Origin of the sequence: Streptomyces sp. NBC_00057, assembly GCF_045041165.1 — a bacterium.
In the GTDB taxonomy this organism is placed as follows: Bacteria; Actinomycetota; Actinomycetes; order Streptomycetales; family Streptomycetaceae; genus Streptomyces.
The window spans coordinates 4,445,587-4,461,774 of sequence record NZ_CP108256.1; the positions used below are offsets into that span (position 1 = coordinate 4,445,587).

The 16,188-nt window shown below is 70.2% G+C and carries 16 protein-coding genes; 6 read left to right on the forward strand and 10 right to left on the reverse strand.

The genetic code is table 11. From position 1 onward, the window contains the following. Window positions 1-27: 27 nt before the first annotated feature. Together OG953_RS20845 and OG953_RS20850 are read right to left on the reverse strand one after the other, a co-directional pair. Window positions 28-1,296 carry a cytochrome P450 gene (locus tag OG953_RS20845; RefSeq protein WP_405686045.1) on the reverse strand — a complete coding sequence of 423 codons (1,269 nt, stop codon included), beginning with the start codon at window positions 1,294-1,296 and terminating at the stop codon, window positions 28-30. Next, window positions 1,293-2,090, reverse strand: a complete 798-nt coding sequence (locus OG953_RS20850) for an alpha/beta fold hydrolase (RefSeq protein ID WP_405686047.1) — start codon at window positions 2,088-2,090, stop codon at window positions 1,293-1,295. The genes OG953_RS20845 and OG953_RS20850 overlap by 4 nt, the downstream gene beginning before the upstream one ends. Before the next feature lie 247 nt (window positions 2,091-2,337). On the opposite strand from OG953_RS20850, the gene OG953_RS20855 reads away from it, so the two are divergent. Then, window positions 2,338-2,721: a type II toxin-antitoxin system RelE/ParE family toxin gene (locus OG953_RS20855; protein ID WP_405686049.1), complete on the forward strand. Its 384-nt coding sequence runs from the start codon at window positions 2,338-2,340 to the stop codon at window positions 2,719-2,721. After that, on the forward strand, window positions 2,718-3,035 hold the full coding sequence (locus OG953_RS20860) for a helix-turn-helix domain-containing protein (RefSeq protein ID WP_317864088.1): 318 nt from the start codon (window positions 2,718-2,720) through the stop codon (window positions 3,033-3,035). Before OG953_RS20855 ends, OG953_RS20860 begins: the two co-directional genes overlap by 4 nt. A 69-nt stretch (window positions 3,036-3,104) precedes the next feature. On the opposite strand, the gene OG953_RS20865 is transcribed toward OG953_RS20860, so the two are convergent. The 4 genes from OG953_RS20865 to OG953_RS20880 all read right to left on the reverse strand — a co-directional run bounded on the left by OG953_RS20865 (window position 3,105) and on the right by OG953_RS20880 (window position 8,892). Further along, on the reverse strand, window positions 3,105-5,150 hold the full coding sequence (locus OG953_RS20865) for an ATP-binding protein (protein ID WP_405686051.1): 2,046 nt from the start codon (window positions 5,148-5,150) through the stop codon (window positions 3,105-3,107). Further along, the gene (locus OG953_RS20870; RefSeq protein WP_405686053.1) at window positions 5,147-5,968 is read right to left on the reverse strand and encodes a DUF4255 domain-containing protein; all 822 of its coding nucleotides are present in this window, start codon (window positions 5,966-5,968) and stop codon (window positions 5,147-5,149) included. The genes OG953_RS20865 and OG953_RS20870 overlap by 4 nt, the downstream gene beginning before the upstream one ends. Window positions 5,969-5,996: 28 nt before the next feature. Beyond that, the gene (locus OG953_RS20875; protein ID WP_405686055.1) at window positions 5,997-8,045 is read right to left on the reverse strand and encodes a VWA domain-containing protein; all 2,049 of its coding nucleotides are present in this window, start codon (window positions 8,043-8,045) and stop codon (window positions 5,997-5,999) included. A 220-nt stretch (window positions 8,046-8,265) separates the two neighbouring features. Beyond that, the gene (locus OG953_RS20880) at window positions 8,266-8,892 is read right to left on the reverse strand and encodes a response regulator transcription factor (RefSeq protein ID WP_405686057.1); all 627 of its coding nucleotides are present in this window, start codon (window positions 8,890-8,892) and stop codon (window positions 8,266-8,268) included. 211 nt (window positions 8,893-9,103) lie between these two features. On the opposite strand from OG953_RS20880, the gene OG953_RS20885 reads away from it, so the two are divergent. After that, entirely contained in the window at window positions 9,104-10,441 is a 1,338-nt protein-coding gene (locus OG953_RS20885) for a hypothetical protein (RefSeq protein WP_405686059.1), read from the forward strand. A 34-nt stretch (window positions 10,442-10,475) separates the two neighbouring features. On the opposite strand, the gene OG953_RS20890 is transcribed toward OG953_RS20885, so the two are convergent. Together OG953_RS20890 and OG953_RS20895 are read right to left on the reverse strand one after the other, a co-directional pair. Next, window positions 10,476-11,291 (reverse strand): DUF4157 domain-containing protein, encoded by an 816-nt coding sequence (locus tag OG953_RS20890; RefSeq protein WP_405686061.1) that lies wholly within the window; start codon window positions 11,289-11,291, stop codon window positions 10,476-10,478. 190 nt (window positions 11,292-11,481) lie between these two features. After that, window positions 11,482-11,847 carry an SMI1/KNR4 family protein gene (locus OG953_RS20895; protein WP_405686063.1) on the reverse strand — a complete coding sequence of 122 codons (366 nt, stop codon included), beginning with the start codon at window positions 11,845-11,847 and terminating at the stop codon, window positions 11,482-11,484. Window positions 11,848-11,990: 143 nt separating this feature from the next. Between OG953_RS20895 and OG953_RS20900 the strand changes: the two genes are divergently transcribed. After that, window positions 11,991-12,608 (forward strand): HhH-GPD-type base excision DNA repair protein, encoded by a 618-nt coding sequence (locus OG953_RS20900; RefSeq protein ID WP_405686065.1) that lies wholly within the window; start codon window positions 11,991-11,993, stop codon window positions 12,606-12,608. A 33-nt stretch (window positions 12,609-12,641) separates the two neighbouring features. On the opposite strand, the gene OG953_RS20905 is transcribed toward OG953_RS20900, so the two are convergent. Further along, window positions 12,642-14,255: a helicase HerA-like domain-containing protein gene (locus tag OG953_RS20905; RefSeq protein WP_405691953.1), complete on the reverse strand. Its 1,614-nt coding sequence runs from the start codon at window positions 14,253-14,255 to the stop codon at window positions 12,642-12,644. Window positions 14,256-14,439: 184 nt separating this feature from the next. Here OG953_RS20905 and OG953_RS20910 point away from each other — a divergent pair, with 184 nt between their 5' ends. Further along, complete coding sequence (locus OG953_RS20910; RefSeq protein WP_072488263.1) at window positions 14,440-14,736, forward strand: type II toxin-antitoxin system VapB family antitoxin; 297 nt, start codon at window positions 14,440-14,442, stop codon at window positions 14,734-14,736. Between the two features lie 164 nt (window positions 14,737-14,900). Beyond that, window positions 14,901-15,494 carry a LytR C-terminal domain-containing protein gene (locus OG953_RS20915; RefSeq protein WP_405691955.1) on the forward strand — a complete coding sequence of 198 codons (594 nt, stop codon included), beginning with the start codon at window positions 14,901-14,903 and terminating at the stop codon, window positions 15,492-15,494. Window positions 15,495-15,543: 49 nt separating this feature from the next. Here OG953_RS20915 and upp read toward each other — a convergent pair whose 3' ends face one another. Next, window positions 15,544-16,179, reverse strand: coding sequence for a uracil phosphoribosyltransferase (gene upp / locus OG953_RS20920; RefSeq protein ID WP_350988165.1), 636 nt, complete (start codon window positions 16,177-16,179; stop codon window positions 15,544-15,546). Between the last annotated feature and the right edge of the window lie 9 nt (window positions 16,180-16,188).

Genomic DNA, 16,188 nt, shown 5'->3' on the forward strand with positions numbered 1-16,188 from the left:
TCGAGGACCGCCAAGAGCGCCCAGCTGTCAGGAACCGCCCACTCGCACCGGCAGCGACTTCACCCCATTGATGAAGTTGGACACCAATCGGCGTGGCGGGGCCACGGGTTGGAGTCGACCGGGCGGCAGAGCGCGGCATACCTCCTCGTACAGCGCCCGCAGTTGCAGGCGCGCGAAGTGGGCGCCCAAGCAGACGTGCGGGCCGTCGCCGAAGGAGACGTGGGGGTTGGGGGTGCGGGCGAGGTCCAGGGTGAAGGGGGCGGGGAAGACGCGTTCGTCGTGGTTGGCGGAGGCGTGGAAGACGACCACCTTGTCGTCGGTGCGGATGCGGGTGCCCGCCAGCTCCGTGTCCTGGGTGGCCGTGCGGCGGAAGGTGAGGACCGGGGGGTGGCGGCGGAGGAGTTCGTCCACGGCCGCCGCGAACCCCACCTCGCCGTTGCACAGGCGGCGGTAGGCCTCGGGGTTCTCCGCCAGGAGGTGCAGGCCGCCGGGGGCTGCGCTGCGTACGGTGTCGTTGCCGGCGATCACCAGCAGGAAGAAGAACATCTCCAGTTCGGGAGCGGTCAGTTCGGGGTCCGTGGCCAGGGACGTCATGACGTCGTCGGCGGGGTGGCGGCGCTTGTGGGCGGCCAGGGCGTGGGCGTAGTCGAACATGTCGCGCAGGGCGGACGGGGAACGGGGGTTGAGCGGTTTGCCGTCCGGGCCGAGTTCCGGGGTTCCGGCCTCGTCGGGGTCCTGGTAGCCGATGACGCGCCGGGTCCAGTGGAGGAGGAGCGCGCGGTCGGTGTCCGGTACGCCGAGCAGGTCGGTGAGGTTGAGCAGGGCGTAGTCGTCGGTGACCTGGGTGACGAGGTCGCAGATGCCGTCGTCGGCCCGTGCCTCGGTGACCGCGCGGGTGAGCAGGGAGCGGGCACGTTCGCGGACGACGGTCTCGAAGCGGTCGATGCGCTTCGGGGTGAAGGCGCGGCTGACGAGTACGCGCAGGCGTCGGTGGTGCGGCGGGTCCTGGTTGAGCATCATGCGGCGGATGAACGGCAGGTCGGCGGGGTCCGGGTCGCGGATCTGGGTGGCGCCCACGTACGAGGAGTACGTCGCGCAGTCCTTCAGGACCCGGACCACGTCCTCGTGCCGGGTGACCGCCCAGAAGCCGGGGCCCGCCGGCCAGCCGAGTACCTCCGGCTCCTCCTGCCATGCCACGGGGTGGTGGTCGCGCAGGTGGCGGTAGTGGGCGTGGGGGATGGCCTGCCCGTACTGCCTGGGGTCGAAGACGTCCGGCACGGACCCGGGCCCGGTCATGCCTTCGCCTCGCCGTCCTCCTCCGCGTCCGCCCGCAGGAAGTCCTCCACCACGCGGATCAGGTCGAGCGGAGCCTCGTCCATCGCGTAGTGGCCGCACGACGGCAACTCCACCAGTTCGGCCCTGGGGAACCAGCGCATCCAGGTGGCGCGCTGCAACTCGGCGGAGAGGGCCGGGTCCAGCGCGCCCACGACGGCGAGGGCGGGCACGGGCGAACCCTCGATCCGGTCGTGGAAGTCCTCGCCCGCCCAGGAGTCCAGCCAGGCCCGGAACGCCTTGGCGTCGCTGCGTTCGACCGAGCGGCGCACCATGCGGTCCAGCCAGCCCGCGGGGCGCCGGCCTCCGGTGGTGGTGTCGAGGATGATCCGCCGGTTCTGCGGGGTGTGCGCTGCTGCGGCGAAGAGTTCCCACTGGTCGGGCGGGAGGGGCAGGCCGGACGCGGGGACGGGCGAGACCCCGACGATCCTGCGCACCCGCTCCGGCGCGGCGGCCAGCGTCCGCTGGACGACGGAGCCGCCCATCGAGTGACCGACCAGAGATAACCTCTCCCAGCCGAGCCGGTCGGCCAGCGCGAGCACGTCCTCGGCTCCCTCGGCCGTGGTGTACGAGCCGCCCGCGTCCCGCGCCTCGCCGTATCCCCGCAGGTCCACCACCGCGTACTGGAACGAACCGAGGTCGAGGTCCGGCAGCACGGGGGCGTACGCGGAGCGGTCGGCGAGCCAGCCGTGCACCGCGATCACCTTGTGCGGGCCGTCGCCGTGCAGTTCGTGGGGCAGAACAGGCAATGCAGTCACGCTGACTCCCGTCGCCATACGGAGAGGAACCGGCCGGTCACCGACCGGCCCTGACCACGGTGGCGACAACCCCGATTTCGCGCAAGGCTCGCGACGTGCAGGCGCGATACCAGGGAACAGAGACCGTGCCAGCTCCTGCTGGGCTCGGCGCGCCACCCGTTCGAGGGACAACTGACACGTTTCGGCCTCGCCTCGCCCGCAGCATGCCAACGTACTAGTATGCATACATACTACATGGCGAGGGCATATGTCCTGGAGCCTTGAAATGGTGGGTGAGGTTCGCGAGTGGCTGCTCGGCTTGCGAAAGGATGATCGGGGCACGGCTCGGCTTGTGGGGCAGGCGCTCCAAGCGCTTGTCGAGGAAGGGCCCGACCTTGGACGCCCTCTGGTGGACAGGATCAAAGGGTCGTCGATGCACAACCTCAAAGAACTGCGGCCGGGCTCTGGCGGGAGGAGCGAAATTCGCATCCTGTTCGTCTTCGACCCTGACCGCAATGCGGTTCTCTTGGTAGCCGGCAACAAGTCGGGAAGGTGGCGTGAGTGGTACAGCCAGTCGATCCCCGTAGCCGAGGGGCGGTACGACGACTGGTTGGCACACTTGGCTCAGCGGCAGAAGGGCACGTCGAAATGACTACTTTCCATTCCTGGGACGAAGTGAAGAATGAGGTCTTCGATGCCGAGGATCTTGAGGAGATCGAGCGCGGAGCCCATCGCATGGTGGCCGAGGCGCGAGCGCATCGACTGGTCGAAATGCGGAAACAGCTGGGTCTGACCCAGAGCGAGATCGCTGATCGTATGCACGTGCGGCAGGAGCGGGTGTCGGCCATTGAACGTGGGAAGACAACAGCCACGGAAGTCGGAACCATCGCCGCGTACATTGCCGCGCTCGGCGGGCAGTTGGAGATCGTTGCCAACTTCAACGGCTCCCGTGTCGTGATCGTCTGACGCTGTGCCCGACCGGCTCGTCCGGGCACAGCAAGCGGATCTTCCAGGCGGTCGACAGATGTCGGGCGCTCACGCCAGCAGCTCCAGGTACGGGCCGAACTCCGACGCCAGGGTCAGCCGGCCCAGCTTCTGGTACTCGCGCTGGATCGCGTGGATCAGCGTCGGCATCGTCACCGGCTCGTCCGTGTCCGCCGCCAGGTACGCGGACGTCACCGCGATCGAGCGGATGTTGCCGCCCGCCAGCTCGAAGTTCTCCGCGCAGAAGGCGAGGTCCAGGTCCTTGCCCCGGGGGAGTACGGGGCCCAGGCAGCGCTCCCAGAGGACGAGGCGCTGTTCGGGGTCGGGGACCGGGAAGTCGATGACGAGGTCCAGACGGCGGGTGAACGCGTCGTCCAGGTTGGCCCGGAGGTTGGTGGCCAGGATGGCCAGGCCGTCGAAGGACTCCATGCGCTGGAGGAGGTACGCGCTCTCGACGTTCGCGTAGCGGTCGTGGGCGTCCTTCACGTCCGAGCGCTTGCCGAAGATCGCGTCGGCCTCGTCGAAGAGGAGGACGCCATTCACGCCTGCGGCCTCCGAGAAGATGCGTTCCAGGTTCTTTTCCGTCTCGCCCACGTACTTGTCGATCACCGTCGCCAGGTCCACCGTGTAGAGGTCCAGGCCCAGGTCCGCGGCGATGACCTCCGCCGACATCGTCTTGCCGGTGCCGGAGTCGCCCGCGAAGAGGGCGGACACGCCCCGTCCCCGGCCGCCGCCGGGGCGCATGCCCCACTCCCCCAGGACCCGGTCGCGATGTCTCGCGCGGGCCGTGAGTTCGCGGAGCTGGGCATGGGTGTCCGGCGGGAGGACCAGGTCGTTCCAGGTGACGGTGGGTTCGATGCGGCGGGCCAGGCGGTCCAGGCCCGCCGCGTTCTGGGCGCGGGCGCCCTGGCGGACGTGGTCGGGGGTGAGGGTGCCGCCGTCCAGGTGGGTGGTCTGGGCGGCGCCCCGGGCCGCGCGGGTGATCTGTTCCGGGGTGAGGAGGAACGGCGAGAGCAGCCGGTCCACATCGATGGTCTCGGGGACGGGGGCGTCGTACGCGTCGGTCCAGAGGGCCGCTCTGGTCGAGGGTTCCACGCGTGGGGCGTGCAGGAGGAGGGGCGGGGCGGCGGACCAGGCCGCGTCCCAGGGGGCCCGGCCCACCAGGATCGTGGGGACCGGGGTGCCGGTGAGCAGCCGGAGGAGCTCCGGGTGTTCGCGGGAGACCGCGTCGAGCGGGGCGCAGACCACGCCCGCGCCGGTCAGCCTGGCCTCGCGGACCAGGGAGCGGACCGCCTCGGCGGGTGACGGGTCCTCGGCCAGTCGCGCCAGGTCCAGGCCCAGGACCCGGTGGCCCGCGCGGGTCAGCGCGGAGGCTGCGAGGGCGGTGCCCGCACCGCCCTGGTCCTCGCGGAGGTAGGCCAGCGAGGCGCCGTGGGCGAGGGCCCCGGCGAGCGGCGCCGGGTCTCCGACGCCCGGTACGGCGTGCCAGGGGGCGAGGAGATCGGCCAGCCGCGGGTCGGGGGTGTCGTCGCCCAGGAGGTGTGCGGTGACCCGGTCGGGGATGCGCAGCGCCCGGGTCAGGAACGGCCGGTCCAGGTCCTCGACCAGGAGGAGGCGGCCCTCACGGAGCGGGGCACGGGCCGACAGCCGGCCGCGCGCCACCTGGTCGGCGGGGGACAGCCCGCACAGGCCCAGCGCCAGGCCGATGGACGGACGGCGGCGGGTGACATCGTCGTTCAGGTAGCCGTAGAACGCCTCGAAGCGGTCGTCGAGATCCGGTACGAGCGAGATGAGGAGCATCTCGACATCGAGGTCGGTGAGGCCGAACTCGCCCGCCAGGGAAGCCAGTCTGGAGTGTTCCGCCGACTCCCCGTCGAAGTCGGGGGCAGCGGACGGTACGGGGTACGGGAAGGCGCGGGCCTCGTTCTCGTCCAGCAGGCGGGCAATGTTCTCGTCCGTGAGATAGAGACCGCGGAAGGCGTCGTCCGGGTCCGGATCGGTGCGCTGCCGGGCCTCGACCGCCCGTCGGATGCGCTGCTCCACCGCCACCGCGCGGGCGAGGAGATGGCTCAGGTTCGGATCACCAGCGGTGGTCATTCGGCGCCATCCTCCGTACGGGCCTTCCGGGACTCCGCGCGGGCGTCCCCGGCCTCCGTGCGAGCCCGCCCGGTCCCCGTACGGGCCTTCCGGGTCTCCACGATGCGGAGGGACAGACCGCGTCGCCGTTCCGCGTCGGGGATGCGCGAGGCTGCGCCCCCGCCCGGCCGCCCCGGGCGGCCTCCATACACCGGGAGGCCCCCGCGCCCCGGCATCGGTTCCGACACCGGCTCGGCCCCCTCGGGTACGTCCCCGAAGCGGGCCTGCAACCCCTCGTCCCCCACCGGCGGCCCGACCACATAGCTCGGCGACGCCGTCACCGGCACGCTGATCACCAGGTCCAGCGAGGGTTTCAACTCGCCACCCAGTGCGCTCCACACGTCGGCGAACGAGCGGTCCTCCGGCGGCGGCAGCGCGATCGACATCGGTACCGGCGCCCCGATCTCGGCCAGGGTGCCCGCCAGCCGCTCCGGGGGCAGCGCCTCGTAACGCAGCAGACAGCCGAGCAGCGACGAGAGCAGCCGGTGTTCGTCCTCCGGGCGCTTCGTCCATGCCGTGATCAGGTACGACAGCTTGAAGAACCGGGGCGGGCGGCGGCGGGCGATGATCGTGCCCCGCTCGTCGTAGTCGTTGTGCAGACCCCGTTCGCGCCTGCGCATGTCCTCGCGGATGTCGTAGAGATACAGGTTGACCATGGGCGCGTTGACCTTCGCCGCCCATTCCCGGGTCGGGGCGTCGAAGACCACCGCGATCTGGCCGCCTTCGAGTACCTCCGCCCTGATCAACGCCCGCAGTACGTCGTCGACCTCGTGGATCACCCGATCACTCCCATATGGTCACCGGCGCTCATGCGCGGCCCGCGAAGTCCGGTGGCTGCAGATTCCGCTGCACCACAAGGACCGGTTTCTTCAGCCGGACGAGGTCGCGCGAGTCCGCCCGCAGCTCGCGCGGGCCCAGCTTGTCCTTGCGCAGGACCAGGACCTGGACCTCGAAGGTGCCGTCGCGGCCCACCGTGACCGTCGCTCCCCCGGGGGTGATCCCGGTGTTCCACGTGAAACGTACGGTCGCGCCCGGCGGGTAGTCCTTGCCGCGGGCCAGCACCGGCTGGCCCGGTTTGGCGACCTGCGGGGTGACGGTCAGCGAGGGTTTCAGGACGCGCAGCCGGTCGGTGTCCTGGTTGTTGGCCTTGCGGCGGTCCGGCAGCGTGCCGCGCACGGTGGCCCGTACGTCCCCGGTGATCGCCGCGCGGTACGTACCGGTCTGGGTCACCTCGATGCGGCCACCGGCCGGAATGGTGCACGGTTTCGCCGCTGTGCAACGGGTCAGGGCGGGCAGGCTGCGGTCCTTCCCCTTGGACGGCTTCGGCCAGGTGGAGCCGATGACCACGCCGGTCGCCGGGTCCGGACCGGCATTGGTGACGACGAAGCGGGCACGGGCCGGGCGGCCGGTGTACGTACGGTCCGGGCTGACGTCGGCCTTCATCGCCACATCCGCCGAGGGCGGGACGGGGGCCTCCAGTACCTCGATCTCCGCCGTGTCCGTCCCCGTGTTGCCCGCCGAGTCGGTCGCCGAGCAGGTCACCGTGGTGCGGCCGACCGGGAAGAGCGAACCGGAGGCAGGGGCGCAGGTCACCGGAAGCGTGCCGTCGGTGGCGTCCTGGCCGGTGGCGTCGTACGTCACGCGCGCGCCCTTCTTGTCCTTGGCCCGGACGGTCAGATCGTCCACGGTGACGACGGGCGCGTCGATGTCGTTCACATCAATGTGGATCTGCTCCTGGAAGTCGGGATCGGCCGCCGCGGCCGGCCCGATCGTGTCCGTACCCGGGACCTGGGTGCCCATCAGGAACTGGACGGTGCAGCTCAGCCGGGTGCCCTGGGGCGCGTCCGCGGAGACGTCGATGTTCTCCGCGAAGTGCGCGGTTTCTCCGCTGGTGAGCTGCCGGGTTGGCGGGTCGAGGCTGACGGACAGGTGAGGGTCGCAGTTGTCGAGGCGGTAGCCGACGGAGGTGGGGAGGTTGTTGAAGCCCTCGATGATCGCGTCCGCCACCTGTTTCCCGTCGATGCCTTCCAGCAGTCGGCCGTTGGTGGCGCCAACGATGCGCGTCGCCTGACCGGGTGTGGTGGGCGGGTCCTCGACGTAGTCGGGGTTGTCGGGGTTGTGTGCGTCACCGTTGCCGTTCATCCCGTCGCCGACCTTGCTCTCCACGTCCACACCGATCACCCGGACGTTCTTGTCCTGAAGGGCGAAGATCGTGTCGTCGATGGAGTGGCCGTTGCTGGGCGAGTGGCTGGACGCGTCGCTGACCACCACGATGACGGGGCTGGCCCCTTCGCGGAACACGGTCTTCCCGCCTGCGCCGTTGGCGATCTGCCACAGCCCGTTGATCCAGTCCTCGGACGGACCGCGGCTCTCGCCGCCCAGTCCGATGTCGAGGCCGCCGACACCCTCTCTGATCTTGGTGTCGTCGGTCGTGAGCTCGGTCAGCACCTGGAATCCGGCGTTCGCATCGCCTTCCTGGTCCCCGAAGGTGGCTACGGCGAACCGGGAGTCCGACTGCTCGGCCCGGATCGCGTCGGTGATCTGGGTCAGGTTTTCCCGCACGCTAGTAATCGGGTCCTTCATGCTCTTCGTTCCGTCCACCAGCAGCACCACATCGGGCCTCGGCGGAATCGCGGGCGTACGCACCTGCTTGTCCACGCCGGTGGAGCCGCCGGGGTCGACCGCGTCGGTGAACTCGGCAGGGGTGACCCAGGGCTCGGGTACCCCCACCGCCGGCGCCCCGGAAGTGACGGCCGAGCCGGGGGCGACACCGGTGGCCACGAGGAGAAGGGCCAGCGCCGGGACACGGAGCACGGCGAAGGGCCTGCGCGGGGCGGACAACCGGGACGTGGCCACCGGACCCGTCCGCGACCCTGACCGCGGCGACCGCTGATGCGGCTGGAACCAGCGCACGGAAGTCCTCCCCCACCCTCGGCCGTTCGGCGTACCGGACCCCACGGTCCCGTACGCGCAGCCGGCCCGCAGCGGTGCGGGAGTCACACCCCCGGGAAGCCCCCGCTGCCCTTTCGGGCAGCGGGGGCTTGCTGTATCTGCCGGATGCACCCGTACCGGACGGCTAGATCAGCCCTTGCCGCATCGCGTACGCCACCGCGTGCGACCGGTTCCGCAGTTGCAGCCGGGTCATCACCGAATGCAGCACGTTCTTTATCGTGCGCTCGGAGTAGGCCAGCTTCGTCGCGATGTCCGCGGTGTCGTACCCCTCCGCGACCAGGCGCAGCACATCCACCTCACGCGCCGCGAGACCGGTGAAGTGCAGGCCGCGCGGACCGAGCACCTGTCCCTGGAGGCGACCCACCTCCTCGAGCAGCCTTCCCAGCAGGTCGGAGGGCAGATGGCCCTCGCCCCGCGCCACCGTCCCTATGACCTGCACCAGATGCTCCGGGGTCGACTCGGAGCGCCTGACCACACCGGCGACGCCGCACTCCGCGGCGCTCACCAGCTTCTGCTCGTCGATGTCCGTGGTGACGAGGACGGTTCGTGAGGTGCTGGTGCGCTGAATGTGGCGCAGCATCGTCAGCACCTCGTCATCGACCGCGTCCACGACGACGACCACGATCTGGGGTGAGGAGTCGCCCTCCCCCCAGTCCGTCACGCTGACCTCCGGCCGGGCTCGTAACTGACTGGCCACGCCCGCCTGCGAGATCGGATCCTGGGCCCTTAATGCGACAGTGGTGCGCTCCATGGCAATGCTCCCCCTGGGCAACAGCCGATGGCATCACACTGAACACAACCATCACGGCTGTTCTTGTGTGCCTCATTCGTCTTGAGGCGGTCAAACGATTCCCGCGTATACCTACAGGGAAACAAAAAAGCCGATCCGGGCACAGGATCTGCCCGGAAGTGTTCCTTCACGGCCGATGTCGACGTTTGGCGCCGACCCTACGGTGCGCCCTATGAGTCTCACGGCAAGCCTCGACGATTCGTCCGTCACTGCCGCACCGGGCGAGGAGACGGCCCTCCCCCTGCGGATCCTCAACTCCGGCAACACCGTCGAGGAATACCGCTTCGAGGTGGTCGGTGCCTGTGCCGCCTGGTCGACCGTGGAACCGGCGAGCCTGTCGCTGTATCCGGGCGACACCCAGGCCGTTTCTCTCGTCCTGCGTCCGCCCCGGGACTCGACCGTACTCGCGGGTGAGACGCCCTTCGGGATCCGGGTGGTGCCCACCAGCGAGCAGGGCGACACGGTGGTGCCCGAAGGGCGGGTGACCGTACTCCCCTTCACCGAGACGACCGCCGAGCTGGTACCGCGCAGCTCGCACGGTGCGTGGCGCGGCAGGCACCAACTCGCCGTCGACAACCGGGGAAACACCCCCGCGACCGTGCGGCTGGGGGCCCAGTCGGGTACGGAGCGGGCCCGGGTCACGTTCGCGGCGGACACGTTGCAGATCGCGCCCGGCCGGGCGGAGTTCGGAAAGCTGCGGATCCGGCCGGCGAAGCGCGTGTGGCGCGGTACGCCGGTCACGCATCCCTTCCAGGTGGTCGCCACACCGGTTGTGGCGGAGGGTCAGGACCCGGTCGCACCGGTGGTCCTGGACGGCTCGTACCAGCAGGAGCCGATCCTGCCGCGCTGGCTTCCCCGGGCCCTCATCACCGCGGCTGTGCTGCTGATCGCGCTGGTCGGGCTCTGGTACGCGCTGCTGCGACCGGCCGTGAAGTCGGCGGCCCGGGAGGCGATCACGCCGGACGCGGTCCGGTCCGCCGCCGCGGCCGCGGCCGACAAGAGCAAGGCCCCGGACAACGGCTCGACGGCCGGACCGGGATCGGGCGGAGGCGACTCCTCCGGTGCGAACGGGGGCTCGCCGAAGCCCAGCCCCTCACCGAGCCCCGGCGCATCCGACGGCGCGGCCGCCGCGGCCGCCGCCGCCCCGACCAGTGCGCAGGTGCAGGTCAGGGACTCGGTGGGCGGTGGGTCGAACACCTCGACGGCCCTTCAGGTGCCCACCGGGCACACCTTCCAGCTGACGGACATCGTGGTCCAGAACCCGCAGGGCGACGCGGGAACGCTCATGGTCTCCTCCGGGCGTAACGCGCCCGTGCTCCGACTCGCGCTGGAGAACTTCCGGGACTCCGACTACCACTTCGTCACGCCGATCCTGGTGCCCGCGGGCGGCAAGGTCACGATGACCGTCGACTGCCGGAAGGTGGGCAAGCCGGTGAACGCGCCGACGCCTTCGCGGTGTGCGGAGTCGCTGTTCCTCGGCGGCACGATGCGGACGGACACCGCGGGCTGACAGCGCGGATCGGGCCGGCCGGTCCGCGGACCCGTCAAGCAGGCGGAGCCTCTTCCTCCTCCTCGGCCCCTTCCTCCGCCCGTTGGACGAAGGAGCCCTGCACATCGGCAGGTTGCTCGTCCTCGTCCTCCGTCGCCGCCCTTTGCACAGCAGGCCTCGCGATGGGGGACGAGTCATGACCGGGCGCCCCTGTCGCAGCCGCCGAAACCGGGGCAGGGGCCGGGTCCGACAGCACCCGGTCGGCGTTCGCGACGGCCTCCCGCTCGAACCGGTCGGACGGATCGCTCACCCTGATACCGCCCGGCGCCTCCGTACCCTCCACCGGGCCGTTGCGCTGCTGGATCACATGGGTGAGCTCATGGGCCAGCGTGGTGCGGCCCTGCGGCGAGGACGGATCGTACGCGTCCCGCTGGAAGACCACGTTGTTGCCGACCGTGTACGCATGGGCGCCCACGCCCTTCGCCGACTCGTGCGCGGCGGAACCGGTGTGGATGCGTACGTCGGAGAAGTCCGCACCCATCCGCCCCTCCAGATCGGTGCGGGTATCGGTGTCCAGGGGCTGCCCGCCGCCGGACGAGACCACGTCGTGCACGGGGGAGCGCTCTTCCTCCTCCCGCCTCTGGAGCATCGACCCCACGGCGCTGTTGCCGACCGCCCGTTGGAGCACGCTCATGCCGCCGGCCCCGACCACATCGGCCCGCCCGGCGACGGCCGCACGGTAGAGGTGCGGGGTGTCCGCCGCTTCCCGGCCCTCGGTCGCCCTGGACGCGTGCAGGGCTTCGTCGTGCTCCTGCCCGTGCCCGTGATCCCGCTCGTGGTCGTGTTCCTGGTCCCATTCCTGTGCGTGCATCGTCATCTCCCCTGACCGCGCCCCGGTCGAAGGCGCGTCGTGATGGCCCCACCACTCCACCTTCACGACGTGTCACTGCCTCGTCCAGCCCGGACCCCGCCGGCCAGGGGCAGCCGGCGCTGCCCCTTCGGGCATCCGGACCGTTCGTACGGTCCCGCGAATCACGTCGGCCCCGCAGCCGCCCCGGATGTCACACTCCGGGTCCGCCGGCCACTCTCTGACCATGAGCGCGACAGGAGGGGTCACTGAAGGTGGCCTGCCGGACGAGCGCCTCGACGCGCTCCGCGACACCCGGCAGGCAGACCGAACGGCTCGCGTGTCGCCGGCCGTCGGAGACCTGGAGGAACGTCCGGTACGACGGCGGCAGCACCAGCCCCACCCGCTGCTCCAGCGCGGCTATCTGCTCCTCACCGGCGGCCGGAAGACCCAGCGATCCCACCACCACCGCCTCGTCGTCGGCCTCCTCATCGGCCTCCTCGGGATCGACCAGGTCCCGGGCGGCGATCCAGTACCTGCTCCAACACTCCGGAAAGAACCTCCAGTTGTCGATGTCCACATTTCCGAGACTGCCAGCCGTCACTGACAGTCACACTCGGTAGCCGCCGTCGCGTCGCCTCCTCGAACGGAATCCAGCGGCAAACGGCTGCATCGGCGGGAGTGGGGTGGCCGGGCCGCGCCGCCGTCGGGATGATCGAAGACATGACCAAGAGCAACAAGGACCAGGACATCACCCTGCGGATCGCCCAGCAGCCGGAGGCGGACGAGCTCCTCGCGCGCAGCCCGCTCGCCGCTCTGGTCGGCATGCTGCTGGACCAGCAGGTGCCGATGGAATGGGCCTTCTCCGGCCCGTACACCCTGGCCGGGCGGATGGGCGGAGACGACCTGGACGCCCATGGGATCGCCGCGTACGACCCGGAGGCCTTCGCCGAACTCTTCACCGCAAAACCGGCCCTGCACCGCTATCCGGGCTCCATGGCCAAGCGGGTACAGCAGTTGTGCCAGTACCTGGTGGCGGAGTACGACGGCGACGCGAGCGCAGTGTGGAGCGATGTCTCCAGCGGGGCCGAGCTGCGGAAACGGCTGAACGCCCTGCCGGGGTTCGGCACCCAGAAGGCGCAGATCTTCCTGGCGCTGCTGGGCAAGCAGTTCGGGGTCCGGCCTTCGGGCTGGCGGGAGGCGGCCGGGCCGTACGGCGCGGCGGATTCGCGCCGGTCGGTCGCCGACATCACCGGCCCGGAATCACTCGCCGAGGTCCGCGCGTTCAAGCAGCAGGCCAAACAGGCGGCCAGGGCGACCAAACGCGCAGTCGAGAAGTAGCCGACGAACAACAGCGCCGCCCGCCGCCGAGAACTACCGCCTGCGGCGGGCCGTACCGAAGAGCGACCGCGAGATCTCCCGCCCCAACTGTGTCCCGACGGACCGTGCCAGCGACCGGAACATCCCGCTCGCCACCACCTGCTCGACCAGCGAGGCATCCTCCTTGGACGCCTTCCCGGCCCCACCCGAGGAAGCCCTGCCCCCGGCCCGTTCCCCTCCCCTCACCGCCTCCTCCACCGCCGCCCTGTCCGCAGCCTCCGCCTCGGCCCGCTGCTTCGCCTCCTGTTCGGCGCTCAGCTTCTCGTACGCCGATTCCCGGTCCACCGCCTGCGCGTAACGCCCGTACAGCGACGAGCCCTTCACAGCCGCGTCCAGCTCGGCGGAGGGATACGGCCCCATCAGCGACTGCGGCGCCCGCAGCCGGGTCGCGGCGACCGGAGTCGGCGCGCCCTTCTCGCTCAGCACCGTGATCGCGGCCTCGCCGATACCCAGCTGGGTCAGCAACTCCTCCAGGTCGTAGGACGAGTTCGGAAACGTCTTCACCGTCGACCGCAGCGCCTTCGCATCGTCGGGAGTGAAGACGCGCAGCGCGTGCTGCACCCGGTTGCCCAGCTGGGCCAGCACATCGCCGGGCACGTCGCGCGGCGTCTGCGTGACGAAGAAGATGCCCACGCCTTTTGAGCGGATCAGCCGCACCGTCTGGGTGATCGACTCCAGGAATGCCTTCGAAGCCCCACTGAAGAGCAGATGCGCCTCGTCGAAGAAGAAGACGAGCTTCGGCCGGTCGAGGTCGCCGACCTCCGGCAGATCGTGGAAGAGATCGGCGAGCAGCCACATCAGGAACGTTGAGAAGAGCTGGGGTTTGTCCTGCACGGCCGCCAGTTCCAGTACGGAGACCAGCCCACGCCCGTCCGGCGCTTGCCGCAGGAACTCGGCCGTATCGAACTCCGGTTCGCCGAAGAAGTCGCTCGCGCCCTGCTGCTCGAAGGCGGTGACCGACCGCAGGATCACTCCGGCCGTCGCCGTGGAGAGCCCGCCGATCTCCTTGAGTTCGGCCCTGCCCGTGTCCGAGACGAGAAACGCGACGACGGCCCGCAGATCCTTGAGATCGACCAGCTCCAGGCCCTTGGCATCGGCGTAGTGGAAGATCAGGCCGAGCGACTGCTCTTGTGTCCGGTTGAGTTGCAGCACCTTGGACAGGAGTACGGGACCGAAGCTGGTGACCGTCGCCCGCAGCGGAATGCCGGGCCCGATGCCACCGAGCGCGTAGAACTCGCACGGGAAGCTCTTGGCCTCCCACTCCTGTCCGGCCTGCCCGGCCCGCTCGGTGACCTTGTCGCCCGGCGCGCCGGGAGCGGCAATGCCCGAGACATCGCCCTTGATGTCTGCGAGGAAGACCGGAACACCGTTGGCCGAGAGCTGTTCGGCGATCAGCTGGAGCGTCTTGGTCTTGCCGGTGCCGGTGGCGCCCGCGACGAGTCCGTGCCGGTTGAGCATCGCCAGCGGAATCCGGATCTGCGCATCCGGCAGGCACACACCGTCCCAGAGCAACGCGCCCAGATCGAGGGCGGCCCCAAAGACGGCGTACCCGGCAGCGATCTCCTGCGCCGGCTGCGGCAGAACCCCGGCACCTCCGCCCGACGCCACGCCCGTGTCCGGCTCGTCGGTGTCCGAACCTCCGCCAGTGCCCGAACCCGCGTCTCCGCCCGTGCTGTCGCTGTCACTCACCACGGCCCCTATCCCGAAATGCCCGCTTTTATGGCGTTCTTGCCAGCATCGCAGTCCCACCCCTTGGCTGCGCCCGGAGGCTCCTGCCCGGTAGGCTTTCCGTGTGATCTTCAAGCGCATCGGAAATGGGCGGCCATATCCCGACCACGGCCGGGAAAGCACCCGGCAGTGGGCGGATGTCGCGCCGCGCCCGGTCCGCCTCGATCAACTGGTGACGACCAAGGGCAATCTGGACCTGGAGACCCTCCTCGCCGAGGACTCGACGTTCTACGGCGACCTGTTCGCGCACGTCGTGAAGTGGCAGGGCGACCTCTACCTGGAAGATGGACTGCACCGCGCGGTCCGCGCCGCGCTCCAGCAGCGCCAGGTACTGCACGCCCGGGTACTCGAACTCGGCTGACGGAGCCCGGCGGGTTCCCTCCTCGGACCCGCAAGCCCTGCGGGCCGCTCCGGGTTCGTTCGGGTGCTTTCACACCCGGACGGGTGCGATCCATTGATCATTTAGTAGGCATCATCACCGGGTCGCACTACGCTGCGCCCATGAGCATGCTCACTCCCCCCGGCATGGGCGGAAAGTACCGCATCACGGGCGACAAGTACCCGCGCATGCGCCGCCCCCGGCGTCGCGGCAAACTGATCCTCACTGCCACCACTTCCGTGGTTGCCCTCGGGCTGGCCGGATGGGGCACGCTGCAGCTCATCGATGTCTTCACGGGCAGCAACAGGAAGGCCGGCGCCGCCGACCACTCGACGGACTGCGCGTCAGCAAAGCCGTCCGCGCCCGCCAAGGCGCTGCCGAAGCCCGCGAAGATCACCGTCAACATCTACAACGCGACACCGCGCAGCGGGCTCGCCAAGAAGGCCGCCGACGAGCTGAAGAAGCGCGGCTTCACCATCGGCAAGGTGGGGAACGCCTCGGCCGCGTACGACAAGAAGGTCACAGGTCCGGGGGTGCTGCTGGGCGCCCCGTCGGCCACGAACGGCTCGTTCCCGGTCCTCGCTACACAGCTGCAGGGGGCCGTTGCGAAGACCGACGCCCGCAAGACGGCAGACGTCGATCTGATTCTCGGTACGAAGTTCAAGGCGTTCAGTACGCCCCAGTCGGCCGCCGCGGCCCTCGCCGCCCTGGCGAAGCCCGCCCCCTCACCGTCCTGCTGACGGCTGCCGGGTCGACCCCGGCAGCCGTCAGCACATCCCGCTCGGGGCTCTAGCCGACCGTGCCGTACATCCGGTCGCCCGCGTCACCGAGGCCCGGGACGATGTAGCCGTTCTCGTTGAGCCGCTCGTCGACCGAGGCAGTGACCACGGTCACCGGCGTACCCGCCAGCTCGCGTTCCATCACCTCGACGCCCTCGGGCGCCGCGAGCAGCACGACCGCGGTGACATCGTCCGCACCGCGCTTGATCAGTTCCTGAATGGCCGCGACCAGCGTGCCGCCGGTGGCCAGCATCGGGTCCAGGACGTACACCTGGCGACCGGAGAGGTCCTCCGGCATCCGCGTCGCGTACGTGGACGCCTGCAGCGTCTCCTCGTCGCGGATCATGCCCAGGAAGCCCACCTCGGCGGTCGGCAGCAGCCGGACCATGCCGTCGAGCATGCCGAGACCGGCCCGCAGGATCGGTACGACCAGGGGGCGCGGGTGCGACAGCTTGACACCGGTCGTCGGTGTGACCGGGGTCTCGATGTCGACCTGTTCGGTGCGCACATCCCGGGTGGCCTCGTAGGCGAGCAGGGTGACCAGCTCGTCGGCGAGCCGCCGGAAGGTCGGGGAGTCGGTGCGCTTGTCGCGCAGGGTGGTGAGTTTGTGCGCGACCAGTGGGTGGTCGACGACGTGGATCCGCATGGGTTCAAC